At 70.1% G+C, this 25,594-nt stretch carries 23 protein-coding genes and 2 tRNA genes; 4 read left to right on the top strand and 21 right to left on the bottom strand.

Annotation, left to right across the window (positions count from 1 at the left end; translation table 11 throughout):
• Positions 1–144: 144 nt before the first annotated feature.
• Positions 145–217, bottom strand: a tRNA-Ala gene (locus tag ABZ887_RS27915).
• A 113-nt stretch (positions 218–330) separates the two neighbouring features.
• On the opposite strand from ABZ887_RS27915, the gene ABZ887_RS27910 reads away from it, so the two are divergent.
• On the top strand, positions 331–1,542 hold the full coding sequence (locus ABZ887_RS27910) for a glycosyltransferase 87 family protein (RefSeq protein WP_361294546.1): 1,212 nt from the start codon (positions 331–333) through the stop codon (positions 1,540–1,542).
• On the opposite strand, the gene ABZ887_RS27905 is transcribed toward ABZ887_RS27910, so the two are convergent.
• The 3 genes from ABZ887_RS27905 to ABZ887_RS27895 all read right to left on the bottom strand — a co-directional run bounded on the left by ABZ887_RS27905 (position 1,521) and on the right by ABZ887_RS27895 (position 3,469).
• Positions 1,521–1,754, bottom strand: coding sequence for a hypothetical protein (locus tag ABZ887_RS27905; RefSeq protein ID WP_006136074.1), 234 nt, complete (start codon positions 1,752–1,754; stop codon positions 1,521–1,523). The two genes, ABZ887_RS27910 and ABZ887_RS27905, sit on opposite strands and share 22 nt — an antisense overlap.
• Positions 1,755–1,757: 3 nt before the next feature.
• Entirely contained in the window at positions 1,758–1,931 is a 174-nt protein-coding gene (locus tag ABZ887_RS27900) for a hypothetical protein (protein ID WP_361294543.1), read from the bottom strand.
• A 68-nt stretch (positions 1,932–1,999) separates the two neighbouring features.
• On the bottom strand, positions 2,000–3,469 hold the full coding sequence (locus ABZ887_RS27895; RefSeq protein WP_361294540.1) for an MFS transporter: 1,470 nt from the start codon (positions 3,467–3,469) through the stop codon (positions 2,000–2,002).
• A gap of 124 nt (positions 3,470–3,593) precedes the next feature.
• On the opposite strand from ABZ887_RS27895, the gene ABZ887_RS27890 reads away from it, so the two are divergent.
• Positions 3,594–4,505, top strand: a complete 912-nt coding sequence (locus ABZ887_RS27890) for a helix-turn-helix transcriptional regulator (RefSeq protein ID WP_361294624.1) — start codon at positions 3,594–3,596, stop codon at positions 4,503–4,505.
• A 61-nt stretch (positions 4,506–4,566) separates the two neighbouring features.
• Here ABZ887_RS27890 and ABZ887_RS27885 read toward each other — a convergent pair.
• From ABZ887_RS27885 to ABZ887_RS27855, 7 genes are all read right to left on the bottom strand, one after another.
• Positions 4,567–4,639 (bottom strand) — tRNA-Ala (locus ABZ887_RS27885).
• Between the two features lie 111 nt (positions 4,640–4,750).
• Complete coding sequence (locus tag ABZ887_RS27880; protein ID WP_361294537.1) at positions 4,751–5,419, bottom strand: histidine phosphatase family protein; 669 nt, start codon at positions 5,417–5,419, stop codon at positions 4,751–4,753.
• Positions 5,419–5,862 (bottom strand): ribosome silencing factor, encoded by a 444-nt coding sequence (rsfS, locus tag ABZ887_RS27875; protein ID WP_361294534.1) that lies wholly within the window; start codon positions 5,860–5,862, stop codon positions 5,419–5,421. The genes ABZ887_RS27880 and rsfS overlap by 1 nt, the downstream gene beginning before the upstream one ends.
• Before the next feature lie 103 nt (positions 5,863–5,965).
• Positions 5,966–7,687 carry a LytR C-terminal domain-containing protein gene (locus ABZ887_RS27870; protein WP_361294531.1) on the bottom strand — a complete coding sequence of 574 codons (1,722 nt, stop codon included), beginning with the start codon at positions 7,685–7,687 and terminating at the stop codon, positions 5,966–5,968.
• A gap of 16 nt (positions 7,688–7,703) precedes the next feature.
• Positions 7,704–8,396, bottom strand: coding sequence for a nicotinate-nucleotide adenylyltransferase (nadD, locus tag ABZ887_RS27865; protein ID WP_361294528.1), 693 nt, complete (start codon positions 8,394–8,396; stop codon positions 7,704–7,706).
• A 69-nt stretch (positions 8,397–8,465) separates the two neighbouring features.
• The gene (locus ABZ887_RS27860; protein WP_167450157.1) at positions 8,466–8,633 is read right to left on the bottom strand and encodes a hypothetical protein; all 168 of its coding nucleotides are present in this window, start codon (positions 8,631–8,633) and stop codon (positions 8,466–8,468) included.
• 273 nt (positions 8,634–8,906) lie between these two features.
• A complete protein-coding gene (locus ABZ887_RS27855; protein ID WP_361294525.1) occupies positions 8,907–9,068 on the bottom strand; it encodes a hypothetical protein in 162 nt (53 codons plus the stop codon).
• Between the two features lie 98 nt (positions 9,069–9,166).
• On the opposite strand from ABZ887_RS27855, the gene ABZ887_RS27850 reads away from it, so the two are divergent.
• Entirely contained in the window at positions 9,167–10,267 is a 1,101-nt protein-coding gene (locus ABZ887_RS27850) for a M48 family metallopeptidase (protein ID WP_361294621.1), read from the top strand.
• A gap of 106 nt (positions 10,268–10,373) precedes the next feature.
• Here the strand turns inward: ABZ887_RS27850 and ABZ887_RS27845 are convergent, their stop codons facing one another.
• The 5 genes from ABZ887_RS27845 to proB form a co-directional block, all read right to left on the bottom strand.
• Complete coding sequence (locus tag ABZ887_RS27845) at positions 10,374–11,447, bottom strand: hypothetical protein (RefSeq protein ID WP_361294522.1); 1,074 nt, start codon at positions 11,445–11,447, stop codon at positions 10,374–10,376.
• A 100-nt stretch (positions 11,448–11,547) separates the two neighbouring features.
• Positions 11,548–12,126 (bottom strand): hypothetical protein, encoded by a 579-nt coding sequence (locus tag ABZ887_RS27840; protein ID WP_361294520.1) that lies wholly within the window; start codon positions 12,124–12,126, stop codon positions 11,548–11,550.
• Between the two features lie 143 nt (positions 12,127–12,269).
• On the bottom strand, positions 12,270–13,556 hold the full coding sequence (locus ABZ887_RS27835; RefSeq protein WP_217549541.1) for a glutamate-5-semialdehyde dehydrogenase: 1,287 nt from the start codon (positions 13,554–13,556) through the stop codon (positions 12,270–12,272).
• 112 nt (positions 13,557–13,668) lie between these two features.
• Positions 13,669–14,097, bottom strand: coding sequence for a hypothetical protein (locus tag ABZ887_RS27830; RefSeq protein WP_046733220.1), 429 nt, complete (start codon positions 14,095–14,097; stop codon positions 13,669–13,671).
• A 123-nt stretch (positions 14,098–14,220) separates the two neighbouring features.
• The gene (proB, locus tag ABZ887_RS27825; RefSeq protein WP_361294515.1) at positions 14,221–15,348 is read right to left on the bottom strand and encodes a glutamate 5-kinase; all 1,128 of its coding nucleotides are present in this window, start codon (positions 15,346–15,348) and stop codon (positions 14,221–14,223) included.
• A 245-nt stretch (positions 15,349–15,593) separates the two neighbouring features.
• On the opposite strand from proB, the gene ABZ887_RS27820 reads away from it, so the two are divergent.
• A complete protein-coding gene (locus tag ABZ887_RS27820) occupies positions 15,594–17,006 on the top strand; it encodes a polysaccharide pyruvyl transferase family protein (RefSeq protein ID WP_361294512.1) in 1,413 nt (470 codons plus the stop codon).
• A 15-nt stretch (positions 17,007–17,021) separates the two neighbouring features.
• Here ABZ887_RS27820 and ABZ887_RS27815 read toward each other — a convergent pair whose 3' ends face one another.
• From ABZ887_RS27815 to ABZ887_RS27795, 5 genes are all read right to left on the bottom strand, one after another.
• Complete coding sequence (locus ABZ887_RS27815; protein ID WP_361294618.1) at positions 17,022–18,182, bottom strand: glycosyltransferase family 2 protein; 1,161 nt, start codon at positions 18,180–18,182, stop codon at positions 17,022–17,024.
• A gap of 382 nt (positions 18,183–18,564) precedes the next feature.
• Positions 18,565–20,679, bottom strand: a complete 2,115-nt coding sequence (locus tag ABZ887_RS27810; RefSeq protein ID WP_361294509.1) for a hypothetical protein — start codon at positions 20,677–20,679, stop codon at positions 18,565–18,567.
• Between the two features lie 155 nt (positions 20,680–20,834).
• The gene (locus ABZ887_RS27805; RefSeq protein ID WP_361294506.1) at positions 20,835–22,334 is read right to left on the bottom strand and encodes a bifunctional cytidylyltransferase/SDR family oxidoreductase; all 1,500 of its coding nucleotides are present in this window, start codon (positions 22,332–22,334) and stop codon (positions 20,835–20,837) included.
• Positions 22,335–22,624: 290 nt separating this feature from the next.
• The gene (locus tag ABZ887_RS27800; RefSeq protein WP_361294503.1) at positions 22,625–23,854 is read right to left on the bottom strand and encodes a hypothetical protein; all 1,230 of its coding nucleotides are present in this window, start codon (positions 23,852–23,854) and stop codon (positions 22,625–22,627) included.
• 114 nt (positions 23,855–23,968) lie between these two features.
• Positions 23,969–25,519, bottom strand: coding sequence for an alkaline phosphatase D family protein (locus ABZ887_RS27795; RefSeq protein WP_361294500.1), 1,551 nt, complete (start codon positions 25,517–25,519; stop codon positions 23,969–23,971).
• Between the last annotated feature and the right edge of the window lie 75 nt (positions 25,520–25,594).

Genomic DNA, 25,594 nt, shown 5'->3' with positions numbered 1-25,594 from the left:
GGGCGGGTCACCCTGGTCGGGTGGCCCGCCCCACGCGTGCGGGACGAACCCGCGAACGAAGTTCCCTCGGACGATATTTCCGAGTGATTCCGCGAAAACGTCGAAGGCGGACCATCCGTTCGGATGGTCCGCCTTCGACTTCTGTGGAGCTAAGGAGAATTGAACTCCTGACCTCCTGCATGCCATGCAGGCGCTCTACCAACTGAGCTATAGCCCCTTGTCCTGTTCCGCCCGGTTTCCCCGGCGGCGACGCCAACATTACACGGTCGAAGGGGTGCACCACCAAATCGTTTCCGTTCTGTACGGATACGGAGGCTAGTGTCGGACTTCGTGACCGTGATCGCGTTCTCCGAGACCCGGCGCCGGGTGCCGGTGGCCCTGGGAGCGTGTCTCCTGTCGTTCACGGCGTTCTGGCTGGCCCAGCGGGCCGCGCACGTGTCGATGATCGACCTGATGGTCTACCGGGCGGAGGGGGCGACGGTCCGCGCGGGCGGCGATCTCTACGCGCTGCGTACGACGGCGGCTCATCTGCCGTCCACCTACCCCCCGTTCGCGGCTCTGCTGTTCACCCCGCTGACGGTGCTGGACGTCACGGGCATGCGCACGCTGGCGACGGCCGCGAATCTCGCCCTGCTGCTGGTGTTCGTCGGGCTGTCGATGCGGCTCGTCGGGCACGCGCGCGTGGAGCGCGTGCTGTGGGTCGCGGCGGCCGCGGTGTGGTGCGAGCCGGTGTGGACGACCGTGCGCTACGGGCAGGTCAATCTGCTGCTGGCCGCGCTGGTGCTGTGGGATCTGTCACGTCGTCCCCCCGAACGCCCGGACCGCTGGGCGGGGGTGGGCGTGGGACTCGCGGCCGCGGTGAAGCTGACACCCGCCCTGTTCGCGGTGTTCCTGCTCGCCACGGGCCTGACCGCGCGCCTAGCAGGACGGGACGGCGGCCCGTGGCTGCGGCACGCGCGCGGGGCGGCCGCCGCCTTCGTGGGGGCGACCCTGCTGGCGGCGGCCGTCCTGCCGCACGACTCGTGGCGGTTCTGGACCGGGATGGTGTTCCGCACGGGTCGGGTGGGGCGGGCCGAGGAGACCGCGAATCAGGCCCTGCGCGGCGTTCTGGCGCGCTTGCTGCACACTCCCGACCCGGGAGCCCTCTGGGCCGCTGCGGCGGCCCTGACGGCCGTCCTGGGGCTCGCGGTGGCGGTGACGGTGGAGTTGCGGGGCCGGCGGGCCTGGGCCGTGGCCGTCTGCGCGGTGACCGCGCTGCTGATCAGCCCGGTGTCCTGGTCGCACCACTGGGTGTGGTGCGTACCGGTGGTGCTGCTGCTGTGGACGCGCGGGCGGCGGACAGCGGCCGCGGTCACGCTGCTGGTCTTCTGCTCCTACGCCCTGTGGTGGGTGCCGCACGGCCAGGGGCGGCCCGAACTGCACCAGGACACCGTCGCCTTGACGCTGTCCGGGCTCTACACGGTCGCCGGGGTGCTGTTCCTCGCGATCGCCCGGACTTCGTTGCCGAAGCCGGGCCCCGCTCAGGCCGTGACGAACGAATAGAACCGTTTGAGCGTGCAGTGCTCTTCGAGGAGACGGCCGTAGATCGGCTCGCCCTCCAGCTCACGGTAGGTCTCGATCGGGTCGCCTTTTATGATCAGCGCCCGCGCGCATTCCTCGCACCAGTACTGGTAGTCGGGGTTGATCGGCTCCATGTCGCGGACGATCGGGGTGCCGCTCCCGCACCAGTCGCACTTCCGCCTGTGTGCACCCATCGATCAGCTCCAGCTGTGGCCGCAGGCCGTGCACACGTAGGAGATCCCGCCGTTGTCGCCGAGTACTTGGGCGACATGCGCGGAACCGCAGGAAGGGCAGAGCAGCCGGGTGATCGTGTCCCGTATCAACGACGCACCGAGGAGGTGGCCGCCCTCCTCAAGGATGCTCGCAGGCATCGCTACTCCTCCCGTCGGGCCGCGCCCCCTTCCGGCCGTTTGATTCTGCCACGGCCGGACCAATACGGTCAGCGACGCCTCAGTACCAGTCCGGACACGGCACCCGCGGCCGCCGTCGCGGCGAGCGCCCATGCACAGGCTGACAGCGCCTCCGCAGAGGTATACGCCCGCGGGCCCCCAACTGACTCAAGCCGGTTCAAGAACAGTGTGCCGAACGCGGCGACCCCTATGAGCTGGCCGAGCTGGGTGACGGTCGCGAGGAGTCCGCTGGCGTCCGCCGCGTCCTCGGGGCGCACGGTTGCGAGCGCGGCGGTGAGCGTGGGGCTGAACGCGAGCGCGAGCCCCACACCCACGCCGGCGTACGCCAGATAGAGCCACGCGCCCCCGTCGCCGCCCCCGTGGAAGGCCAGCCCGACCCCGGCCACGCCCAGCGCGGCGAGGGCGAACCCGGCGGGAGCCAGCACCCGCTGCCAGGCGGCCGGCCACCTGCGCCAGGTGAGGGCGACCGCGCCGAAGACGACGGCGGTCGGCGCGAAGGTGAGACCGGCGCGCAGCGCGCTGTAGCCGAGGCCGTTCTGGACGTGCAGGGTGAGCGTGAAGAGGAATCCGGCGTTGACGGCCATGACGGCGAGGATGCGCAGGACGGCCAGGGCCATGCCGGGGTGGCGGAGCACCCGGGGAGCGATCAGCGGGGCGCCGCCGCGCCGGGCCAGCCTCGACTCGTAGCCGCAGAACAGTGCGAACAGGAGCACGGCGGCGGCCAGGGACAGCCAGGACCACAGCGGCCAGTCCTCCTCCTGGCCGAGCACCAGCGGGACCGTCAGCAGCGACACGGCGGCCCCCAGCAGGACCAGGCCGGGGAGGTCCAGGCCGCGTGCCCTCTCGGGACCGGCTCCGGCGCCGGGCGGCAGGACGCGCCGGCCGAGGACGAGGAGTACGGCGCCGACGGGCACGTTGACGAGGAACACCGGCCGCCAGCCGGTGCCGAACAGGTCGGCGCTGACCAGGACACCGCCGATGATCTGGCCGGCGGCGGCGCCGACCGCGAGGACCGCGGAGTAGGCGCCGAGCGCCCGGATGCGGGCCTCGCCGGTGAAAGAGCGCTGGACGATGCTGAGGACCTGCGGGATCATCACCGCCGATCCGGCGCCCTGCACCAGCCGGAACACGATCAGCTCGGTGGCCCCTTGGGCCAGGCCGCAGGCGAGCGACGCCGTCGTGAACAGGGCGAGGCCGGCCAGGTGGACCCGGCCGTGGCCGAGCCGGTCGCCGAGCCGGGCGCCGGTGATCAGCAGCACGGAGTAGGCGATGGCGTAGCCGGCCACGACCAGCTGCAAGTCGGCGCCGGAGGCGTGGAGTTCGGAACCCATGGTGGGGGCCGCGACGTTCACGATGAAGACGTCCAGCACGGCCATGAACAGGGCCGCGAGGACGACCGCGAGGAGCAGCCGGGGCCGGTTGTCAGTGCCGGGTGCTTCACTTTTGGCAGGGGTCGGAGCCGGTGCGGGACCTGGTCCCGTCCGGGCTGTCGTCGTCATGCGTCCGAGCGTGGCGGCGGGCCGGTACGGGTGCCGAGAGCCCGCCGATGCTGGTACTGGCAGCACCTGGCAGCGGGCGGGGACCGCGCCCACGATGGAGGACGTGACGACGGGGGACGTGACGATGGCGACGACAGCACACCGCCGCAGGCCGGAGCTGGCGGCGTTCCTGCGCAGCAGGCGGGCCCGGGTGCAGCCGGCGGACGTCGGGATGCCGCCGGGGCTGCGGCGGCGCACGCCGGGGCTGCGGCGGGAGGAGGTCGCCCAGCTCTCGGGCGTGGGCGTGACCTGGTACACGTGGCTGGAGCAGGGCCGGCCGATCAACGCCTCGGCGCAGGTGCTGGACGCCGTGGCACGGACGCTGATGCTGGACCTCCCGGAGCGGGAGCATCTGTACCGGCTGGCGGAGGTGCCGTTCGCCCCGATGCCGGAGGGGCTGTCCCGGACGGTCGGCGCTGAGGTGCAGGGCATCATCGACGCACTCGACCCGCTGATGGCGGTGGTGTACACCTCGCGCTACGACGTGCTGGCCACCAACGCCGCGTACCGGGACCTGTTCCTGGTGCCGGAGACGGTGCGGATCGGCGTGCCGAACGTCCTGTGGACGCTGTTCACGGTCTCGGAGGAGGCCTCCCCGGTGGTGCACCTGCAGCGTGAACTGCCGGTGATGGTGGCCACCCTGCGTTCCTGCTACGGCAGACATGTCGGCGAGCCGGCGTGGGAGGACTTCATACAGGCGCTGTCCCAGGCCAGTCCGTACTTCGCCCGGTTGTGGGCGAGCGGGGCGGTGGCGCAGCCGGGGCCGCGGGTGAAGACGTTCCGTCATGAGGCGGTGGGCGAGTTGCGGATGACGTCGCAGTCGCTGTCGATCGACGGGATGCCGGAGGCGCGGATCGTGGTCTACACGCCGGAGGACGAACGGACGCGGGAGCGGGTGGCGTTGCTGCGGGAGCGCAGGCAGCGGCTGTGGCCGGTGACGGAGGAGGAGGCCACCGAGATCATCCGGGAGTGGAACACGAGAAATCCCGCCCTCTGAAGAGGACGGGATTCTCATCACCGATCTTTGACAACTCGACAATGTGCAGAGTGTCGATCTGTGGAGCTAAGGAGAATTGAACTCCTGACCTCCTGCATGCCATGCAGGCGCTCTACCAACTGAGCTATAGCCCCTTGCGTTCTTCCCGTCTTCCCGCTCGGCGGGGTGAACAAGAAGAACTTTAGCCTGCGACCTGCCGGAAAGTGAAATCCGGGCCCCGGCGAGGTCAGGTGGCTCAAAGATCCTCAGTCGTCGTCGCCGAGGACGGGCTCCGGGAGGGTGCCGGCGTTGTGCTCCAGGAGCCGCCAGCCGCGGGCGCCTCCGCCGAGCACGGACCAGCAGCAGTTGGTGAGACCGCCGAGGCTCTCCCAGTGCCGGGACTCCAGGCCGAGGAGACGGCCGATGGTGGTGCGGATGGTGCCGCCGTGGCTGACCACCACGAGGGTGCCGTCCTCGGGGAGCTTCTCGGCGTGCCGGAGCACGACGGGGGCGGCCCGGTCGGCGACCTCGGTCTCCAGTTCGCCGCCGCCGCGGCGGACCGGCTCGCCGCGCTTCCAGGCGGCGTACTCGTCGCCGTGGCGGGCGATGATCTCCTCGTGGGTGAGGCCCTGCCACACGCCCGCGTACGTCTCCCGCAGCCCCTCGTCGTGGATCACGTCGAGGCCGGTGAGGACGGCGAGCTGGGCGGCCGTGTCGGAGGCCCGCCGCAGGTCGGAGGAGACGATCGTGTCCGGGCCGAGGGAGGCGAGCAGGCGGGCCGCGCGGCGGGCCTGGCCGACGCCGGTCTCGGTGAGCTCGACGTCGGTGGAGCCCTGGAAGCGGCGCTCCACGTTCCAGGCGGTCTGACCGTGCCGCCACAGGATGATGCGGCGGCCGCGGCCCGTGCGGTCGGTCACCTCGCCCGTGGCGCTCATCACCACTGCCCGCCCGGCTCGCCGGTGTCCTCGGCGGCCTGGAGCTGGGCGTGCTCGGCTGCCTTGCCGCGGGTGGCCTTGGCGTCGGCCGGCAGCTCGATCTCGGGGCAGTCCTTCCACAGCCGCTCCAGGGCGTAGAAGACGCGCTCCTCGCTGTGCTGGACGTGGACGACGATGTCTACGTAGTCGAGCAGGATCCAGCGGGCCTCGCGGTCGCCCTCGCGGCGCACCGGCTTGGCGCCGAGTTCCTTCTGGAGGCGTTCCTCGATCTCGTCGACGATCGACTTGACCTGGCGGTCGTTGGGTGCGGAGGCCAGCAGGAAGGCGTCCGTGATCGACAGGACGTCGCTGACGTCGTAGGCGATGACGTCGTGGGCGAGCTTGTCGGCGGCTGCCTGGGCGGCGGCGGAGATGAGCTCGAGGGAACGGTCGGTTGCGGTCACTGCATGGCTTTCCGTCGGCGGTCGTTTGACCTCAAGGGTCTCACGGACCACCGGGCGCACCCCACGTGATTACCGGGTCACGTGGGGTGCGAGAGGCCGCCGCTCAGGAGGAGGACGGCTTGTAGTCCTGGCCGAGGACGACGGAGACGTCGGCGCCCGAGCCGACCGTGCCCTTCTGGACGGTGCCGGTGCCGAGGCCGAGGGTCTTGGCGACCTCGGTGGCGTTCTCCTTGTCGGCGGCGTCGGAGTACAGCACCTTGGAGGTGGCCTGGGTGCCGGAGGCCGTTCCGCCTTCCAGGAAGGTGTAGCCGCCGTTGACGAGGACCACGCGGGCCTTCTCGGTGTCGTCCTTGACGCCGGTGGCGTTCTGGACGGAGACGCGGACCGCGGAGCCGGCCGAGGGGCTCTTGGCGGTGCCGCCGAGGATGTCCTTGACGACGCTGGAGCTGGTCTCGGCGCTGAGGGTGCCGTCGCTCTGCACGGGCAGCAGGGCGGTCTTGTAGTCGCCGTCCTTGGCGAGGTCGGCGAGCTTGGCGAGGAAGGTGCCGAGGTCCTTGTCGGTGAGGGACGGGTCGAGGATCTGCGCGAGGGTCTGCACGGTGGTCGTCGCGGCGGAGGAGTCGGAGGACATCTTGCGCAGGACACCCTGCATGACCTGCCCGAACCGCTCCAGCTGGGCGTTCTGGGCCTCGCCGGAGGCGCGGTAGGTGGCGTAGGCGACGGCGGCCTTGCCGCCGAGGGTCTGGTCCTTGCCCTTGTGGACGAGGGGCTCCTCGCCCTTCTTCTTGGCGTCCGGGTCGGGGACGTCGGCGTCGGTGTCGATGTCGATGTTGCCGACGAGTTCGACGAGGTTCTGCAGGTAGGGGGTGTCGAGGCGCCAGGTGCCCTCGATGCTGGTGCCGAGGACGGTGTCGAGCTGGTCGCGGGTGCCGGAGGAGCCGTCGTCGTCGACGGACTTGGCGAGGGTCGTGGTGGTGCCGTCGTCGTCGGTGAGGGCGAGGGAGTTGGGCAGCAGGACGGTGCTGCCCTGCTTCGTGGTCGTGTTGTCGACGAGCAGCACGGTCGAGGTGCCGCCACCGCCGGTGTTGTGCAGGTGGAGGACGATCACGTCGCGTTTCTGGGCGACTGCGGAGGTCGTCGTACCGCCCTTGGTGCCGGAGGAGGAGACGCCGGGGATTTTTCCGGCGTACCAGAGGTAGCCGACGCCGCCGACGGCGACCAGGGCGAGGACGACGACCAGGGCGACCATCCGGCTGCGGGCGCGGCGCTTGGCCTCCTCGCGGCGCTCGGTGCGGTTCTCGGTGAAGTTCAGCCAGTCGATGACGTCCTCGGAGTCACCGTCCGGCTGCTCGACGAACGCGAACTGCCCGGTGTGGTAGTCCCGTTCGTCGTCGGCCTGGCGGGGTTCGGCGGGTAGGGGCCCGGGTTCCCTGCCCGGTCCGGCCTGCTGCGGGATGTGCGCGGTCTGCTCGGCGACCCGGGGCTGCCGGCCGCTGGTGGCCGCCTGCCCGTAGGGGTCGTAGGCGGTCTGGCCGCCGGTGCCGTACGGGTCGTATACGGGCGTGGGTGGTACGGACGGCTGTTGTCCGGTGTCGTAGACGGGCGCCTGCTGCCCGGTGTCGTAGGACGGCGCGGTCTGCTGCCCGCCGCCGGCGTACGGGTCGTAGCCGTAGCCCTGCCCCTGCCCCTGCCCCTGGCTCGCGTACGGGTCGTACGTCTGCTGCTGTTGTGCCGGGATCTGGCGGTACACCGGCTGTCCGTACTCGTCGTAGCCGACGAGTTCGTACTGGTCGCTTCCGTAGCCCGCGTCGTATCGGTCGTTCACCGGTGCCCCTCTCGGCTCACTCGCCGCGGTACAGGTCGCGCTTGTCGATGTAGCGCACGACTCCGTCCGGCACCATGTACCAGATGGGGTCGCCCTTGGCGACTCTCGCACGGCAGTCTGTGGAGGAGATGGCGAGCGCGGGAACCTCCACCAGCGAGACGCCGCCCTCCGGGAGACCGCGGTCGGTCAGGTGGTGGCCGGGCCGGGTGCAGCCGATGAAGTGGGCCAGGGAGAAGAGTTCCTCGGAGTCCCGCCAGGTGAGGATCTGGCCCAGCGCGTCGGCGCCGGTGATGAAGAACAGGTCGGTGTCGGGGTTGAGGGCCCGCAGGTCGCGCAGGGTGTCGACGGTGTACGTGGGGCCGCCGCGGTCGATGTCGATACGGCTGACGGAGAACTGCGGGTTCTCCGCCGTCGCGATGACCGTCATCAGATAGCGGTCCTCGGCCGGTGAGACTGCACGGGCGGTCTTCTGCCACGGCTGCCCGGTGGGTACGAAGACCACCTCGTCGAGGTGGAACTGGGCGGCGACCTCGCTGGCCGCCACGAGGTGACCGTGGTGGATCGGGTCGAACGTTCCGCCCATGACGCCGAGGCGGCGTTTGCCGGTGTGCGCGGGACCCGCCGGCGTGTACCGCGGGGTCGTCACCGGGGTGGCGGCGTAGTCGGCCTCGTCATTCGCCGGACCGGTAGGCATGTCCTGCTCTCCCATGCGTGCAGACCCTACCGGCCCGGCCCGTGGGCCCCGCCCGGAGGACCGGTGCCGGGCTCGGCGTCCGGCTCAGCGGTCGCGGTTGAAGCGGGTGGTGATCCACAGCAGGAGCAGCAGGATGACGAAGGCGCTGCCACCGGTGACGGCCGGGTTGAGGCTGTTGTGGTTGCCGCCGTGCTCCTCGCCCTCGGCGGCGAGGGTGACCAACTGGGCAGCGGCGCTGTGAAGATTCATCATCTGCGGCAGGACCTATCGCGTGTGGACGGGATAAAGCTGTCGGCTCATCGTAAGCGTGCGAACCGGCGGCGATCACGCCGACTCCTCCGTTGGGCCGACGCCTGAACGAAGCCCGACGCCCCAGCGAAGCCCGACGCCCGAACGCCACCCGGCCGGTGCCCGGCCCGGCTCCTGCGTTCTCCCGGGTCCTCGCGCGCCACACGTCTTTGTGCGTCACACGTCCTCGTGGGTCACACGTGCGTCGCGCCGGACGGGGGGAACGATCCCGGCGGCTCAGTCGTCCTTCTGTTTGTACCCGCGTAGCAGGAACCAGGCGGTCAGTGCGCAGCCGACGAACATGACGACGAGGACGACCCGGAGCAGGTCGCCCGAGCCCTGTTGCTGGGCGGCGCTCGCGGCCTGGATGAGCCAGGCGGCCGGGGGGTGGTGCTCCATGAGGACTCCTTCGGCTGTACTGCCCGTCCACGGTATCTCCGCCTAGGCTGGGCCCTGCCTCGGGGGCACGGCAGACACTCACGCACATGGGGGAAGACATGTCCGACGACGGCCACGAGCAGAACGGGCAGGAGCGCGTGCCGAGCAGGCAGCGCAGGCGGTTCCCGGGGATCTCCTCGCGTGCGTACGAGCATCCGGCGGACCGTTCGGCGCTGGTGGCGCTGCGGCGGCTGAGCGGTTTCGACACGGTCTTCAAGGCGCTCAGCGGGCTGCTTCCGGAGCGGAGCCTCAGGCTGCTGTTCCTGTCCGACTCGGTCCGGGTGTCCGAGCAGCAGTTCTCACACCTGAACGACATGCTGCGGGACGCCTGTTACGTCCTGGACCTGGAGAAGGTCCCGCCGATGTACGTGACGCAGGATCCGCAGCCGAACGCGATGTGCATCGGCCTGGACGAGCCGATCATCGTGGTGACCACGGGGCTGGTGGAACTCCTCGACGAGGAGGAGATGCGGGCGGTCGTCGGCCACGAGGCGGGGCACGCCCTGTCCGGGCATGCGGTGTACCGCACGATCCTGCTGTTCCTGACGAACCTGGCGCTGAAGGTCGCCTGGATCCCGCTGGGCAATCTCGCCATCCTGGCGATCGTGACGGCCCTGCGGGAGTGGTTCCGCAAGTCGGAGCTGTCCGCCGACCGGGCCGGGCTGCTGGTGGGCCAGGACCTGCGGGCCTCGATGCGCGGGCTGATGAAGATAGCGGGCGGCAACCACCTGCACGAGATGAACGTGGACGCGTTCCTGCAGCAGGCCGAGGAGTACGAGGCGGGCGGCGACCTGCGCGACTCCGTGCTGAAGATCCTGAACGTGCTGCCGCGCTCGCACCCCTTCACCACGGTCCGCGCGGCCGAGCTGAAGAAGTGGGCCGAGTCCCGCGACTACCAGCGGATCATGGACGGTCACTACCCGCGGCGCACCGAGGACAAGGACACCTCGGTCGGCGACTCGTTCAAGGAGTCCGCGGCGAGTTACGCCGACGATGTGAAGAGCTCCAAGGACCCGCTGATGAAGCTGGTCTCCGACATCGCGGGCGGGGCGGGAGGCCTGGGCGGCCGGGTGAGGCGCGGTTTCGACGGGTTCACGAGTGCGCCGCCGCCGAAGGACGCGCCGCCGCGGGACACTCCCCCGCAGGACGATGAGGCGTAGCGCCTGGGCTCCCGCAGGGCCCGGGCCCCCGCCGGGCCGGGGTGCGCCGGGCCTCACGGCCCGGTCGCGGGATCTCGGTCCTCCCGGTCGCGTCGGTCCGGGCCGCTCAGACCTTCGGCTCGGCCGCGGCGGCCAGCGTCCCGCACAGGGCGGTGGCGCTGTCCTTGGCGAACGGGTTCGTGCCCGCCGGGCCACCCGCCTTGGCCGTCTGCCCGGCCAGGAGGGGCTGCAGATGGTCGGCGGAGTCCTCGGCACAGGACAGGGGGCCCGCCTGGACGTAGGAGACGAGCAGCTGGGTCTGGTGCAGGCGCAGGTCGTCGCGGTCGAAGCGGAAGGTCAGCTCGCGGCGGACGGTGAACAGGGAGACCTGGGCGCCGGCCGGGGCAGCGGCGGGGCGCAGCGCGTAGACGAAGGTGTGGTCGGCGGTGACCTCCAGGGTGGCCGGGTCGGTCTCGGTGACCTGGAGGCTGCCCTGGACGCGGATCCTGGGGTCGGCGAGTTCGGCACGGGCCGGGTCGAAGCGGACCAGCCATCCGGTGGGGGCGTGCCGGCCGTCCGCCGCGGGGTGGTCGACGCTCTGGTCGAACTGGTCGAGCTGACCGGGGTCGAGCAGCGCCCGCGCGGGCCGCACCTCGCTGCTGTCGAGGACCTCGGGGTAGAGCGAAGAGCGGACGAGGTAGTCCTTGACCGTGGTCAGGGCGGTGACCACCTGGCTGTCGGAGAAGTGCGCGGTGCTCCGGGCGGCCGGCAGCGGTATCCCCTCGGCGCCGACCTCGTAGTGTGCGGCAGGGCTGTGCGCGAACAGGGTCTCGGCGTCGGTGGTGCCGGGCACCGCGCCCTGGGGGGAGAGCGGGACGACGGTCATCCGGAGGGGCTCGACGGGCTGCTGGGCAGCCTCGTCGGTGCCGTAGGGGTGGCGGACGCCCATGTAGATCGCGGTGCCGAAGGCGACGAGGATCAGCACGACCAGGATCAGGGCCTGCCGGGTGAGACCCCGGCGCAGGGGTGGCCGACGGCGTACGGCGGGCGCGTGGTCGCTCATACGTTCGCGTGCGGAGGACTCCTGGAGGCGGGCAGCGCGAACAAACGATTCGTCGAAGACGACGGATCGGTACTCGTCCTCACCACCCACGGGGCCGCCCTCGGGTGTCCCCTCAGGTGGGTCTCCTGGCCCGCCCATACCTTCAGAGTAGGTCTCGGGAGCCTCAGGTAAACGCGCTGCTACACGACAACTTCTGACAGGTTCTCACCAGGTCCGCCACCAGGGCGGCCGCGGCCGCTCAGGGGGTGCGGGGTACCGCGGAGGCCGCAGGCTTGGCGGGCTGGGAGTAGTCGGCGGACACCGAGGGTGCCGCCGCCGTGCCCTGTTCCTGACCGGTGGAGGGAGGCCGGGGCACCTGGTCGCGGCTGCCGCCCGAGGAGGCGCTGCGGTAGACCGCGGCGAAGGCGAGCGCGACCATGCCGATGCCCATGACGAGGGCGAGCACCCAGGCGACGGGACGGTGCCAGCGGACGTGTTTGCCGTACGTCCCGGCGGAGCCGTACCGGTCTTCGAGTACGTCGGTGTCGTCCAGGTCGTCGAGTTCGCCGCCGAGATCGGTGCCGTCCGGGCTGTAGCGGTCGTCGTAGCGCTCGCCTCTGGCGTGGGCGCGGCGGGCCTCGGCCTCGGAGGCCTCGGCTCTGGCCTGGGCGGCGGCAAGGAGGCGTTCGACGGCGGTCGGCTCGTGGACCACGGCCGCCTTCACGAAGGCCTCGTCGAAGACCACGGTGTCGAACTCTTCGTCCGACATTCCGTGGTCATGGTCGTCGTCGGGCTCCCAGCCGTCAGGGAACGGCGTGCCCCCCACGTCCTCCGGCACGGATCCAGAGTAGACCTGGGGGGTCAATTTGGGCAGACGGTATGGAAATTCATAGGTCCGGTGAGACGCCTCTCACGCCGGTCCGGGGGCCCGTACGCCTTTCCGCGCGCCCCTCACCCGTGCGGGTGTGCGGGTGACGGGCGTCAGCGGCGGATGTGGCCGTCGCCCGTGACGATGTACTTGGTGCTGGTCAGCTCGGGAAGGCCCATGGGGCCGCGGGCGTGCAGCTTCTGGGTGGAGATGCCGATCTCGGCGCCGAAGCCGAACTGGCCGCCGTCGGTGAAGCGGGTGGAGGCGTTCACGGCGACGGTGGTGGAGTCGACCAGCTGGGTGAAGCGGCGGGCGGCCTGCTGCGAGGTGGTGACGATGGCCTCGGTGTGCCCGGAGGTCCACAGCCGGATGTGCTCGACGGCCTTGTCGAGGGAGTCGACGACGGCGGCGGCGATGTCGTACGACAGGTACTCGGTCTCCCAGTCCTCCGGGACGGCTTCGACGACGGTCGCCTTGGAGTCCTTGGCGTAGGCGAGGACGCGTTCGTCGGCGTGGACGGTGACGCCGGCCTCGGCGAGGGCGTCCAGGGCGCGCGGCAGGAACTCGGGAGCGATGTCCTGGTGGACGAGGAGGGTCTCGGCGGCGTTGCAGACGCTGACCCGCTGCGCCTTGGAGTTGATGAGGATGTCGATGGCCATGTCGATGTCGGCGTGGGCGTCGACGTAGACGTGGCAGTTGCCGGTGCCGGTCTCGATGACCGGGACCTTGGACTCCATGACGACGGTCTGGATGAGGGAGGCGCCGCCGCGCGGGATGAGGACGTCGACGAGGCCGCGGGCGCGCATCAGCTCGTGGACGGACTCGCGGCCCTCGCCGGGCACCAGCTGGACGGCGTCGGCGGGCAGCCCGGCACCGCCGACGGCGTCGCGCAGTACGCGGACGAGGGCGGTGTTGGACTCGTAGGCGGAGGCGGAGCCGCGCAGCAGGACCGCGTTGCCGGACTTCAGGCAGAGGGCGGCGGCGTCGACGGTGACGTTCGGGCGGGCCTCGTAGATGATGCCGACGACGCCGAGCGGGACGCGGACCTGGCGCAGGTCGATGCCGTTGGGGAGGGTGGAGCCGCGGACGACCTCGCCGACCGGGTCGGGCAGCTTCGCCACGTCGCGGACGTCGGACGCGATGGCGCGGACCCGCTCCGGGGTGAGGGTGAGGCGGTCGATGATCGCCTCACTGGTGCCGTTCTCGCGGGCCTTGGCGATGTCCTTGGCGTTGGCCTCGACGATCTCGCTCGTACGCACTTCCAGGGCGTCCGCGACGGCGAGCAGCGCGTCGTCCTTCACGGCACGCGGCAGCGGCGCGAGGTCGGCGGCGGCGGCCTTGGCACGGTAGGCGGCCTGGGTGACCGGGGACATGGCGTCGTACGGCGAAAGCGTGGTCATGAGGGAAGGGTAGTGCGCGCCGGCGGGCCGTCCACGCGTCATCCCACACCGCGAGACGTGGATCAAAACGGGTGAATACCGGCCGACGTCGCAGGGGGCGTCGGGGACGGCGTCAGAACGGGTGGATGCCGACCGGGGTCGCGGGCGGCGGGCCGTAGCCCTCGGCGATCCGCTGGTGGTAGGTGGCGCGGTCGATGACCTCGAGACCGACGATCTCCCACGCGGGCAGTCCGGCGGTCTGGCGGTGCTCGCCCCACAGGCGCAGGGCGACGGCGGCGGCGTCGTGGAGGTCGCGGGCCTCTTCCCAGTAGCGGATCTCGGCGTGGTCGCAGGCGTAGCGACTGGTGAGGAGGAAGGGGTGGTCGTGGGCCAGCTGTTCGAGTCCGCGGCGCAGCTCCGGCAGGGGGACCTCGGCACCGCAGACGCTGAGGGTGACGTGCCACAGGCGCGGCAGGTCCTTCGGCTCCTCGTAGGTGTCCCCGGCCGCGACGCTCGTCAGAGCACCGCGGGAGGCCGCAGCCCCAGGGCGCACTCGTCTCACGACGGCCTCCTTCAGCTGTGCTCGTGCGGAACGTGGTCCTGAGTCAAAGTTGAGCAGGCCGCAAGGGTTCGTGTGGCGGTTTTACGGAACGTCCCCCACCGGGGTCCGTCGTTACGCCCCGTTTTACGGGTGCAGGATCACCAGGTCGTCCCTGTGTACGACCTCTCGTTCGTACGCGGGGCCCAGCTCGCGCGCCAGCTCCCTGGTCGAACGCCCGATCAGCTGGGGGATCTCCTTGGCGTCGAAGCTGACGAGCCCGCGGGCCACGGCGCGTCCTTCGGTGTCGCGCAGCTCGACCGGATCACCGGCACCGAAATCGCCCTCCACGGCGGCGATCCCGGCCGGCAGCAGCGACTTGCGGCCCTGGACGACCGCGCGGACGGCCCCGTCGTCGAGGGTGAGCGAGCCCTGCGGGGTGGAGGCGTGCTGGAGCCACAGGAGGCGGTCTGCGGACCGTTTGCCGGTGGGGTGGAAGTAGGTGCCGGTGTCGCCGCCGGAGAGCGCGTCGGCGGCGTGCACGGCGCTCGTGAGGACCACCGGGATGCCCGCGGCGGCGGCGATCCGAGCGGCCTCCACCTTGGTGACCATCCCGCCGGTGCCGACGCCGGCCTTGCCTGCGCTGCCGATCTCGACGCCCGCGAGATCCCCGGGCCCCTTCACCTCCGCTATCCGCGAGGTGCCGGGCCTGCTGGGGTCGCCGTCGTAGACGCCGTCGATGTCGGAGAGGAGGACCAGCAGGTCGGCGTGGACGAGGTGGGCGACGAGTGCGGCGAGGCGGTCGTTGTCGCCGAAGCGGATCTCGTCGGTGGCGACGGTGTCGTTCTCGTTGACGACCGGCAGAGCGCCCATCGCGAGCAGTTTGTCGAGGGTGCGGGAGGCGTTGCGGTGGTGGGCGCGGCGGCTCATGTCGTCGGAGGTGAGCAGGACCTGCCCGACGCGGACGGCATAGCGGGCGAAGGAGGCGGTGTAGCGGGCGACGAGCAGACCCTGGCCGACGCTGGCGGCGGCTTGCTGGCGGGCCAGGTCCCGGGGGCGGCGACGTAGTCCGAGCGGGGCCAGTCCGGCGGCGATGGCGCCCGAGGAGACGAGGACGATCTCCTTCTCCCCGCCGCTGCGGCTCTTGGCGAGGACGTCGACGAGCGCGTCGACCCGGTCGGCGTCCAGGCCGCCGGAGGCGGTGGTCAGCGAGGAGGAGCCCACTTTGACGACGATCCTGCGGGCCTCGCCGACGGCCTGTCTAGCCCTTGCCACGTCCTGTCCCCACTTCCTTGCGCGTGCCAGCAATCTACGCGAAGGACCGGCACCAGGCCCGACCGTCCAGCCTCCGGACAAGCGGGGGGACCGGTGACGGACGAGCGAGAGACCGGCGGCGGACGCAACAGGACGTGACGGTCCCTTCACGTGTCGCGCACGGCAAAAAAGTTGTGTTGTCTCTCCATAGAAATCGAAACGAACTTAAAGTTAACTTGAAGTTTGTGTCATCTAAAGATCGCCGCGTGAAGCGCATCCTCCTCAGGTCGGGTAAGAGCCCCTACGACGTCGTCCCCGTCGAGGAGGCTCTGCACCGGGACGTCATGGCCACCAATTCGGGCAACCTGATCTTCAGCGATGCCGCCCACAAGATTCTCGAGACGCCGGAGGCCGAGGTCGTCTCGAACGGCATGCCCTCCGACGTCTCCGCCGCCGCACGCATCAACGAGGAGTACGACGCCTTCGTCATCCCGCTCGCCAACGCCTTCCGGCCCTCCTTCGAGAGCGCGTTGAAGCGGATGACCCGGCTGATATCCCGGCTGGACATCCCGGTGGTCGTGCTCGGCGTCGGTGCGCAGACCGGGGTGAGCTACAACCCTGAACGGCTCAAGCGGATGGAGCCGACCGTGCGGGAGTTCTGCGCGGCGGTGCTGGAGCGCAGTGCGTCGATCGGCGTGCGGGGCGAGTTCACGGAGCAGTACCTGAAGGCCATGGGCTTCAAGGACGTCGAGGTCATCGGCTGCCCTTCGCTGTTCATGTACGGCGAACGGCTCCCGGTGCACAAGAAGGCGCTGGAGTTGACGCCGGCATCGCGGATCGCGATCAACGGCTCGCACAGTGCCGTACGTGCGCAGGGCCTGGACCGGATCATCACGCGCACCCACGAGCGTTATCCGAATCTGCGTTTCGTCGGCCAGAACCTCAGCGACGCACGGCAGTTGCACTGGCGGGACCTGTCGGACCCCAACGCCGCGGTGACCGCGATGCCGACCCACCCGGACCATCCGATGTTCCGCGAGGACAAGGCGCGCGTCTACGTCGACCCGTTCACCTGGATCGACGATCTGCGTTCCTTCGACTTCTCCTTCGGATCGCGCATCCACGGCAACATCGCGGCACTGCTGGCCGGCACGCCGGCCACTGTGCTGTGCGGTGACTCGCGGACGCTGGAACTCTGCCGTTACTTCGAGATTCCGCACCGGCGGCTGGACCATGCGGTGAAGGACCCCGAGTCGGCGGACCCGGCGAAGCTGTACGCGGAGGCCGACTTCGGCGGACTGGTCGGCGGTCACCGGGAGCGTTTCGAGCGGTTCACCGGATTCCTCGACAGGAACGGGCTGGAGAACACCTTCACGCACGGCGACGGCGGAGCGGCCTTCGAGGAGCGGATGCGGACGCTGGCGTTCCCGGCGGGAATCCGCCCCTGGAACGACGCGGACGTCGCCTCGCTCACCTCGCGGTTCGGCTGGCTGCACAGCCGTATCGAGGAACTGTCGCTGGACAACGCCCGGCTGGAGAAGGAACTGGCTCGTGCCGGGTCCCGCGCCGCCAAGAAGTCCGCCGCGCCGACACCGCCGACACCGTCGGCCTCGGTGTACCGGCGGGCCCGCCGGGCCGTCGGCAAGCCGATCCGCCGGGCGCTGGGGTCGGGCGGATAACCGCGCGGGGCGTGGTCAGGCCGCAGCCGCCTTCACGTTCCGGGTCGGCAGCGACCGCCGCAGTTTCCGCAGCGCCCGCCTCAGGAAGGTGTTGGCGGCCTCCTCGCGGTAGCCCTTGACGGCACGGGCCTCGCGAGGTTCGGCGAGGTAGATCCAGTCGGGGAGGCCGGCCGCCTTGGAACGGAAGTGCGGGTAGCCGAGATAGACGCGGGTACCGCGCCCCTCCACGACCGGTGCGGGCTTCTTCTTGGCCCGTACGAACTCGACGACGTCCGGGAGGAGGTCGGTGCGCCGGACGGCGACCAGGTGCAGCTGGAGCCGCTCGTGGACCTTGAGGCGGCGGGCCACCTCGGGGTTCCAGTGGGCGTCCATCAGCGGCTTGGCGAGCTCCAGTTTGTGCTGCCGTACCTCGTCGGTGTCCTTGAGGAACTTCGGGCCGAACTGCGGGAGCAGCGTGACCTTGAACGGCCGGACCATGAGGCTGTCGCGCCGCGGCCCCGCCGGGACCATCTCGGCGATCAGGTTGATCAGGGCGCGCGCGGAGTCGAAGCGGAGGACGTAGCTGCCGCTCTTGGTGACGTGTTTGCCGTCCTCGCGGCCGACGAGGTAGTAGCAGGGGTAGTCGGCGACCACGGAGACGCCGTCGGCGCGCAGGTAGGCCTCCATGGTGAACAGCGCGTCCTCGCCGGTCCACAGGGATTCGTCGAACCGCATGCTGTGCCGTTCCAGCAGGGCGCGGCGGAAGAGTTTCTGGGCGCTGAGCGCGAACTTGATGTTGGAGGAGAAGACGTCGGTACGGCCGAGGGTCTCGCCCCACATCGACTGCGGAGGTTTGCGGTTGATCCCCTCGACCTTGCCGAGGACGACGTCGGTGTTGTTCTCGTCGGCCATGGCGACCATGCGTTCCAGTGCCTCGGGGCCGAGCCGGTCGTCGGCATCCAGGAAGAACACGTAGCGGCCTGCGGCCTTGGCGAGCCCGACGTTGCGCGGGCCGCTGGGACCGCCGGAGTTCTCCTGGCGGATCACGGTCACCGGCATGGCGGCGCGGGCCGCGAACTCCTCCAGGTACTCCCCCGTGCCGTCGGTGGAGCCGTCGTCGACGGCGATGACCTCCATGCGGGCCGGGTCGAGGGTCTGGCGCTCGACGGAGGCCAGGCATTCGACCAGGTACGGCATCGCTTCGTACGCCCCGATGATCACGGTCACATCAGGCTGCGCAACGACGGTCACGTTTCCCCCTAGTCAATGGTGCGTTCCCCCTGCGTCACCTCGATCGCAACGTCTTAGATGGCCGATCGACACGACAGGTTGCCTTGGAGTACGCACTCAGTGGCCCAGCTCACATGACGAACGGACAGCCGGGTGGTGTACAGCGGGTTACACCGGACAGTACGGGCGCACGGTAAGAGCCACTCAACGCGGATGGCGAAGCATAGGTAAGAAGAAATCCGCGCATTACTAAGCAGAAGTAAGAGAACACGCCGGGTCGGCCCAACCAGGACGGGCCCGGTCCCGGGGATGTCCCCGGGACCGGGCCCGTTCGTGGTCTTTGCGGGTGTCAGCCGGCGGTCACGCCCTCCGCCTCGCCGGCGGTCGTCCGCGGCTTTCCGCCGGGCAGCGCCTCGGCGAGTTCGGCCGCCTCGGGGTCGCCGGCCGCGATCCGGGCCTCCTGGCCCAGGTTGCGGGTCTCGGCCTTGCGGGCGAGCGCGGCCACCGCGCCGTTGAACTGCTCGATGGACGTCGGCTCGTCCGGCCCGAGCAGGTAGTGCTTGAGCTCGTCCCGGTCCGCGGCCAGCGGATCGGCCGACGGGTCGCGCACGGCGTCCAGGAGGCCGCCTAGTTCCTTGGCGCTGTTGGAGAGGATCACGGCGGCGCGCACGGCGGTGTTCGCCCGCTTGAACTCCTCCACGCCGACGCCCGCGGAATCGGTGACGGCGTACGGCTTGCCGCTCGCGATGAAGTCGGAGACCACACTGGAGATGTCGGAGACCATCGCGTCGGAGACGTTGAAGCAGTCGTAGAGGCGGGGTTCGGCGCCGGTGATGACGGCGTGCCGGTACGACGGCAGAGCCTGCCAGTAGAAGTCGTTCCAGTCGGCGCGCAGCCGGGCGATCTCCTCGTGCTTCTTCAGGTCGACGACGTCGTCCCGGCTGGCCTCGGCCTCGTCGCGCTTGTCGTCGCCGGTGCCGGCCAGCTCGGTCAGGCGGGTCTCGATGCGGGTCAGTTCGGCCTTCGCCGCCGTCTGGGCGGCCGTGTCGGCGGTGAAGCGGGCATCGGCGGCACGGGAGGCGGCGGCCTTCTCGACGAGGGCGGTGACGCGCCGGTGGGCGGCGCCGGCCTCGGAGCTGACGGTGCCGGTGAAGGGGTGCGGCTTGTAGAGGACGCGGACCGGCGGGTCGGCCTTGACCAGCTTCTTCACGATGTTCTCGCCGGCCAGTACGAGGGAGGTGTTGCCGGGGTCGCCGTCCCAGCCCTCCCAGGTGGGCGCGTAGAGCACGGTGGGGATACGGCCGTCGGGGACGCCCTGCCAGCTCTGGATGGGGGCCAGCTGGGGGCGGCCGACCTCGACGATGTCGTCGTCGCGGACGCCGACGTCGGCGATGGCGTAGCGGTCGCGGCCCGCGCGGCCCGCGGTCCACACCTCGTCGTACACCTTGCTGAACGGGTTGACGCTGGCCAGCTTGTCGCTGTCGCCGTGGCCGATGAAGACGTGCTTCATCGTGGGGACGCGCAGCAGGTGGATGTTCTTGCCGACGTTGGCCGCGTAGAGGGCGACGCGGACCGTGGAGAGGTCCATGTTCATCAGGTGCACGCCGCCGGGCACGCAGATGACGGGGACGGTGGTCGGGGCGAGGCTCTGCAGGATGACCCGCTCGCGCAGCAGGATCAGCGGGCGGGACTCCAGCTGTTCCATGGTCTCCAGCCACATGTTGACCTGGTAGGCGGAGTCCTTGGAGCCGGAGAAGTACAGCACGGTCCCGGGCCGGTACTCGGCCAGCCAGTCGTCGACGGCGGCCAGCACGGTGTCGGCGTCGGGCGGGGTCTTGCGGCCGCGCACGTAGGGCATCAGCACCAGGACGTACAGGGAGCCCAGGGCGAGGGTGATCCCGATGCCGACGAAACCGGCGACCACGTTGTCCGTCATCGCCGAGACCAGCAGGCCGACGACGGCCGCGAGGTCGAGGTGGAGCATCTTCTCGGCGGAGCGGTCGAGCAGGCCGCGCGGCGGGGCGTCCGGGATGCGGATGCGGGACTTCAGGTCGACGTTGCGGGTGGCGACTGGCATCCGGCGGCGGTTGCGGATCAGGGTGACCAGTGCGCCGTGCGGGGCCTGCAGGCCGTAGAAGGCGATGAAGCAGGCGATCGCACCGTAGAAGACCAGGCCGTTCGACAGGTCCATGCGGGCCAGCAGCAGGATCAGCAGCAGCTGCCGGATCAGGAAGCGGATCGACAGGCCGGCCCGGACCTTGCTCAGGCGGTTGATGAGGTAACTGCCCTTGCGGTGCAGGTAGTGGTCCGCCAGGTACGTGACGGCGGCCGCGGCCGCGAAGGCGTAGACGCTCGGGACGAGCGCGGCGACCATGAGGACCGGGAAGCCCAGCACCATGAGTGCCGCCGCGGCCAGCTCGGCCGCGCTGCCCACCCGGGCGACGCGAATAGCGGTGGATATCACGGAGAACCTTTTGCTGACAAAAAGGCCTGAATTTGACCTTGCGGACGATCTGGGAGGTTGTCGATCTGGGTTTTTACGGGTTCAGGCCCCTGTGAATGCTCAGCGAACGCGCGCAACCACAGAGGCCTGAATAACAGATGACTAATGGCTGTCGATTATGCCACGCCGTCCTGTCGGTCCAGGACACTGGCCAGGGCCTGCTCGAAGCCGGAGGCCTGGCCGGCGGCCGCCGTCGGGTCCTGCTGGCGGACGTCGATGACATGGCCGGTGAGTTCGGAGAGCAGCACGTCGAGGGAGGTGCGGGCGACGGCCTCGGAGGAGAGCAGTGAGCCCGACGGTTCCTGGCCGAACGCCTTGGTGCGCATCGGGGTGGCGGTGCGCTCCGGGTTGATGCAGTTGACGCGGACGGCGTCGCCGGCCCACTCGTCGGACAGAGCCTGGGTGAGGTTCACCATGGCGGCCTTGGTCGAGGAGTACAGGCTGTACTCGGCGCGGCCGCGGGTGTAGCTGCTGGAGGTGTAGAGCAGCAGCTGGCCCTGGGTCTCGGCGAGGTACTTGTAGCTGGAACGGGCGATCTGCACCGGCGCCAGGTAGTTGACCTTCAGCGCCTCTTCGATGGTGGCGTTGTCGGTCTCGGCGAGCTTGCCGATGCGCAGCACACCCGCGGTGTTGACGACGTAGTCGATGCGGCCGGTCTCGGCGTACGCCTTGGAGAGCGCGTCGTCGACCTCCTCCGGGTTCTCCACGTGGGTGCCGGTGGTGGAGCGACCGAGGGCGTAGACGTTGGCGCCGTAGGACTCGGCGAGTTCGGCGATGTCCTTGCCGATGCCGTACGAACCGCCGAAGATCACCGCGGTCTTGCCGGTGAGGAGCTCGCGGTAGGCGTCCTCGCCGTTCTGCTCGGGGGCGGCGGTGGAGGCGAGCTGGAAGAGCTTGTCGGCGATGAAGACGTCGACGGGCTGGGTGACCTTCATGTTGTACTCGTCGCCGGCGACGACGTGGATCGGCACGTCCGGCAGGTACTTGAGGACGACGGAACAGTCGTCGGTGGCCTGGAAGTTGGGATCGCCGTCGGCGACCGCGTAGGCCCGCTTGATCGTGGACAGTTTGAACGCCTGCGGGGTCTGGCCGCGGCGCAGCCTGGAGCGGTCCGGGATCTCGGTGATGAACTCGCCGTCCCCGCCATGGGTGCGGGTGACAATGATGGTGTCGGCGGACGGGATGGCGACGTCGACGGCCTCGTAGCGCTCCAGCGCGGTCACGCAGTCGTCGATGACGCGTCGCGACAGCAGGGGGCGTACGGCGTCGTGGAAGAGGACGTTGAGGTCCTCGCCCGCGGCCAGACCCTCGCCGAGGGCCTCGATGGCGCGCTCGGTGGTCTCGTTCCGCGTGTTGCCGCCCTCGATGACCTTCTTGACCTTGGTGAACCCTGCCTTGGCGACGATCTTCTCGACGTCCGCGACGTAGCCCGGTGCCATCAACACGATGATGTCGTCGATCGAGTCGGCCTTCTCGAAGGTGGCCAGGGTGTGCTCGATGACGGCCTTGCCGGCGATCTTCAGCAGCTGCTTGGGGATCGACAGACCCACCCGCTGGCCGGTGCCACCGGCCAGGATCACTGCGGTGGTTCGGGGCTTGGCTATGTGCTGGGACACAGGTGACCTACCTTGGGGCATCAGGGAACCAGGAAATGGTCCCACTTCCGGTAACCGCTGTGCAAGGTGAGCGCCGTCCGCTGCATATGTGCCCGCAACCTTTCATTCACCTTGCGTCGCTGGTGACGGGTGCCGCCCGCCGGGCCGCCGGAAGAGTTCCGCGAATTTGCTGTGAGTAACTACACAGCGCATTCCGATTGCTGTGCGTGACGCGACGCACGTCTCAGCAGCACTACGCCGTGCTAGGGGGACGGCTTAGTCGAGCTAAGCCGTCGCCCTCTTCCCGCGCTTCAGCGCCGTCGCAGCTTCTTCAGACATCGGTGCCCCAGGACGCGTACGAGCTCCTTGGACGACGTCTGGTGCACGGTGCGGGACTTCGGCTCGGCGGTGTGGCGGACCGGGGCCGAGGCCGCCGCGGCGAGTGCGCCGTAGAGCGCCTGGGCGGCGACTTCCGGGGCGATGCGGGCCTCCACGGCAGGCGGTCCGGGCTGTGCGGGGATGGCGGGCAGGGCGTGGAGCAGGGTGGGGTCGCCGATGATGCGCACGCCCATGGCGTCGATGCGTTCCACGATCTCGGCGCCGATGCGGCCGGCGGCCTCGACGGCCCAGTCGGGGGTGGAGATCTTCACGTCGGCGGCGGTGGGGCTGCACGAGTTCTTCATATGCATGACGGCGCCGTTGCGGACGAGCTTGGAATACAGCTCGTCGGGGAGTCCATTGCCGCGGAATTCCACGTTGAGATTTCGCAGCATTTCGGTCTCGGCGAGGGTGAGGGAGCGGTTCGCCGTGTCGGGGACGGGCTGGAGGAGTTTTTCGGGGAGTCCGAGGAGGGCTTCGAAGGTGCGCATCAGGCCGTCGCGGTCCCGGTCGTCGACCACGACGACGGTGACCCGGTCGGCGCCGACCGCGCGGATCCAGCGTTCGACGAGCCGGTCGTGCCGGTGCCGGCGCCAGAAGCTGGGGTTGGGCTTCTCGTAGGGGGCCTTGCGGAGCATGTGCTCCAGCCAGTCCTCGTAGCCCATGCGCAGCCCGTTCTGCACGTACTGCTGCCACTGCGAGGGCATGATCCTGGCGAGCGGACGGAGGGTGACGAGGACGTGGACGCGTTCGCCGCCGAGCTGCTCGACGATGCGGGCGACGGTCTCGTCGTCGGGGGCGTCGGCGAAGAACTCGCTGCTGATCACCGAGGTGCGGGAGCCGGTGGCCTCGACCTGCTTGAGCAGCCGCGTCCAGTGCTTCTCGGTGGGCACGGTGTCGCCCATCATCGCGGGCCGGGCGCAGGCGGCGAGGGCGGCCTCCATCGGGTGCCGGGTGGTCGCCGGGAACTCCACACCGTGTTCGGGCAGCTTGTCCTTCGCCGCGAACAGGGCGCCCTGGATGGCCGTGGTCCCCGTTTTGTGCGGGCCGATGTGCAGCAGGCGGGTGCCGGCGGGCAGGGCGGCAAGGGGACCGGTGGGGCTCGCGGGGCCTATGGGGGCGTTGTTCACCGGGGCTTCGCCTCTCGTACAGTCCGTCTCCATGGTTAACGGAAGGTAAGACGTTTACCTTAGGTTCACCTGAGAGGAGCCTGGGACACAGATGAGTCCCAGGCTCCCGTTACAAAGACTTGACTTTCGGCGTGCCCGATTCGTACGTCAGACGGCCCGTATGCCCGGTTCGTCGGCCTCGACGCGCAGGGCGGCGAGCGTGCTCGCGGTGGCCTGCGGTCTGACGACGGTGTCGACGACGCGCACGAGTGCGTCGATGCCGTCGCGGCGGATGTCGAAGAGGTGGTAGCCGCGGTGGGCGTCGATGACCTTCCAGTGCGGGTTGTCGGCCTTCAGCGGGTCCCACTGGGCATGGAAGGCGGCCTGGTCCTGGTCGCCGTTGCTGGAGATGGAGGTGCCGACGAATTCGGCGCCGACGACGTCCGACGACGGGTCCGCGAAATCCTTCTTCAGGTCGCTGATCATGGTGAGATGGCGGTCGCCGCTGAGTACGACGGGGTTGCGGACGGAGGCGAACTCGTCGAGCAGGGCGTTGCGTTCGACCTGGTAGCCGTCCCAGGCGTCGTAATACCAGAGTTTTCCGTCGCCGGGCAGGATGTCGGTCTCGGCCATCATGATCTGCGAGGCGATCAGGTTCCAGCGGGCCGGTGAGTCGTGCAGTCCGTCGAGCAGCCACTGCTTCTGTGCGGCGCCGAGCATGGTGAGCGAGGGATCCTGGGCGGCCGCCTGGCTGGTGACCTGGTCGCTGCGGAACTGGCGGGTGTCGAGGACGTTGAGCCGGGCGAGGCGGCCGAACTCCAGGCGGCGGTACATCTGGATGTGCGGACCCGTGGGGATCGCGGTGGCCCGGACCGGCATGTGCTCGTAGTAGGCCTGGAAGGCGGCGGCGAGCCGGGCGACGAACGCGTCGTGGGACTGCTTGTCGGGGTCCTGGGGGATCTCGCCGGCCCAGTCGTTGTCGACCTCGTGGTCGTCGAAGGTGACCACCCAGGGCGCGTTCGCGTGCATGGCGGCGAGGTCGGGGTCGCTGCGGTACTGGGCGTAGCGGTTGCGGTACTGCACCAGGGTGTACGGCTCGCCGGTGCCCTCGTGGCGGCGCGGGCCGGCGGAGGACGGCGTGGACTCGTAGATGTAGTCGCCGACGAAGAGGACGACGTCGGGATCCTGGGCGAGCATGTCGGCGTACGGCGTGAAGTAGCCGTGCTGCCAGTTCTGGCAGGAAGCGAGGGCCACGCGCAGGGAGCCGCCCCTGGCGTGCGGGTGGGGGGCGGTGCGGGTGCGGCCGGTCGGAGAGATCCGGCCGCCGGCCCGGAAGCGGTACCAGTAGGAGCGGCCGGGATGCAGTCCTCGTACGTCCACGTGAACGCTGTGCCCGTACTCGGGCCGGGCGTCGGCGGTGCCGCGGCGGACGACCTTGCGGAGGCGCTCGTCCGCGGCGATCTCCCATTCGACGGGGACGATCTCGTCGGGCATGCCGCCGCCGTGCAGGGGGTCGGGGGCGAGCCGGGTCCAGAGCACGATGCCGTCGGGCAGTGGGTCGCCGGAGGCGACGCCGAGGCTGAACACTCCCTCGGGCAGCGGGGTTTCGGCGGCCCTGGCGGTGGACGGCAGCCAGAGCTGGGCGGATGCGGCGGCTCCGAGGACGGCGGCACCGGCGGTCAGAAAGCGGCGTCGGTCGGGCGATGGTGCTCCGGTCATGCGCGGACTCCCTTGCCACAGTGGCCTCTTGGACGGTCTGACCTTCGGAAGCTCCCACGACCGGACGGTCCGTCC

It is taken from the genome of Streptomyces sp. NPDC047061 (genome assembly GCF_040643955.1).
Lineage (GTDB): Bacteria > Actinomycetota > Actinomycetes > Streptomycetales > Streptomycetaceae > Streptomyces.
The sequence above is the reverse complement of the archived record's forward strand: the minus strand, read 5'-3'. Positions and strand labels throughout refer to the sequence as shown.

Excerpts from the sequence above, each read along its gene's own strand:
- ABZ887_RS27835 (WP_217549541.1), bottom strand. The coding sequence starts at position 13,556 with ATGACCACGCTTTCGCCGTACGACGCCATGTCCCCGGTCACCCAGGCC.
- ABZ887_RS27880 (WP_361294537.1), bottom strand. The coding sequence starts at position 5,419 with ATGAGCGCCACGGGCGAGGTGACCGACCGCACGGGCCGCGGCCGCCGC.
- ABZ887_RS27850 (WP_361294621.1), top strand. The coding sequence starts at position 9,167 with ATGTCCGACGACGGCCACGAGCAGAACGGGCAGGAGCGCGTGCCGAGC.
- ABZ887_RS27800 (WP_361294503.1), bottom strand. The coding sequence starts at position 23,854 with ATGGAGACGGACTGTACGAGAGGCGAAGCCCCGGTGAACAACGCCCCC.
- ABZ887_RS27855 (WP_361294525.1), bottom strand. The coding sequence starts at position 9,068 with ATGGAGCACCACCCCCCGGCCGCCTGGCTCATCCAGGCCGCGAGCGCC.
- ABZ887_RS27895 (WP_361294540.1), bottom strand. The coding sequence starts at position 3,469 with ATGACGACGACAGCCCGGACGGGACCAGGTCCCGCACCGGCTCCGACC.
- ABZ887_RS27815 (WP_361294618.1), bottom strand. The coding sequence starts at position 18,182 with ATGCCGTACCTGGTCGAATGCCTGGCCTCCGTCGAGCGCCAGACCCTC.
- ABZ887_RS27845 (WP_361294522.1), bottom strand. The coding sequence starts at position 11,447 with ATGGGCGGGCCAGGAGACCCACCTGAGGGGACACCCGAGGGCGGCCCC.
- ABZ887_RS27890 (WP_361294624.1), top strand. The coding sequence starts at position 3,594 with ATGGCGACGACAGCACACCGCCGCAGGCCGGAGCTGGCGGCGTTCCTG.
- ABZ887_RS27900 (WP_361294543.1), bottom strand. The coding sequence starts at position 1,931 with ATGCCTGCGAGCATCCTTGAGGAGGGCGGCCACCTCCTCGGTGCGTCG.
- ABZ887_RS27795 (WP_361294500.1), bottom strand. The coding sequence starts at position 25,519 with ATGACCGGAGCACCATCGCCCGACCGACGCCGCTTTCTGACCGCCGGT.
- nadD (WP_361294528.1), bottom strand. The coding sequence starts at position 8,396 with ATGGGAGAGCAGGACATGCCTACCGGTCCGGCGAATGACGAGGCCGAC.
- ABZ887_RS27860 (WP_167450157.1), bottom strand. The coding sequence starts at position 8,633 with ATGATGAATCTTCACAGCGCCGCTGCCCAGTTGGTCACCCTCGCCGCC.
- ABZ887_RS27905 (WP_006136074.1), bottom strand. The coding sequence starts at position 1,754 with ATGGGTGCACACAGGCGGAAGTGCGACTGGTGCGGGAGCGGCACCCCG.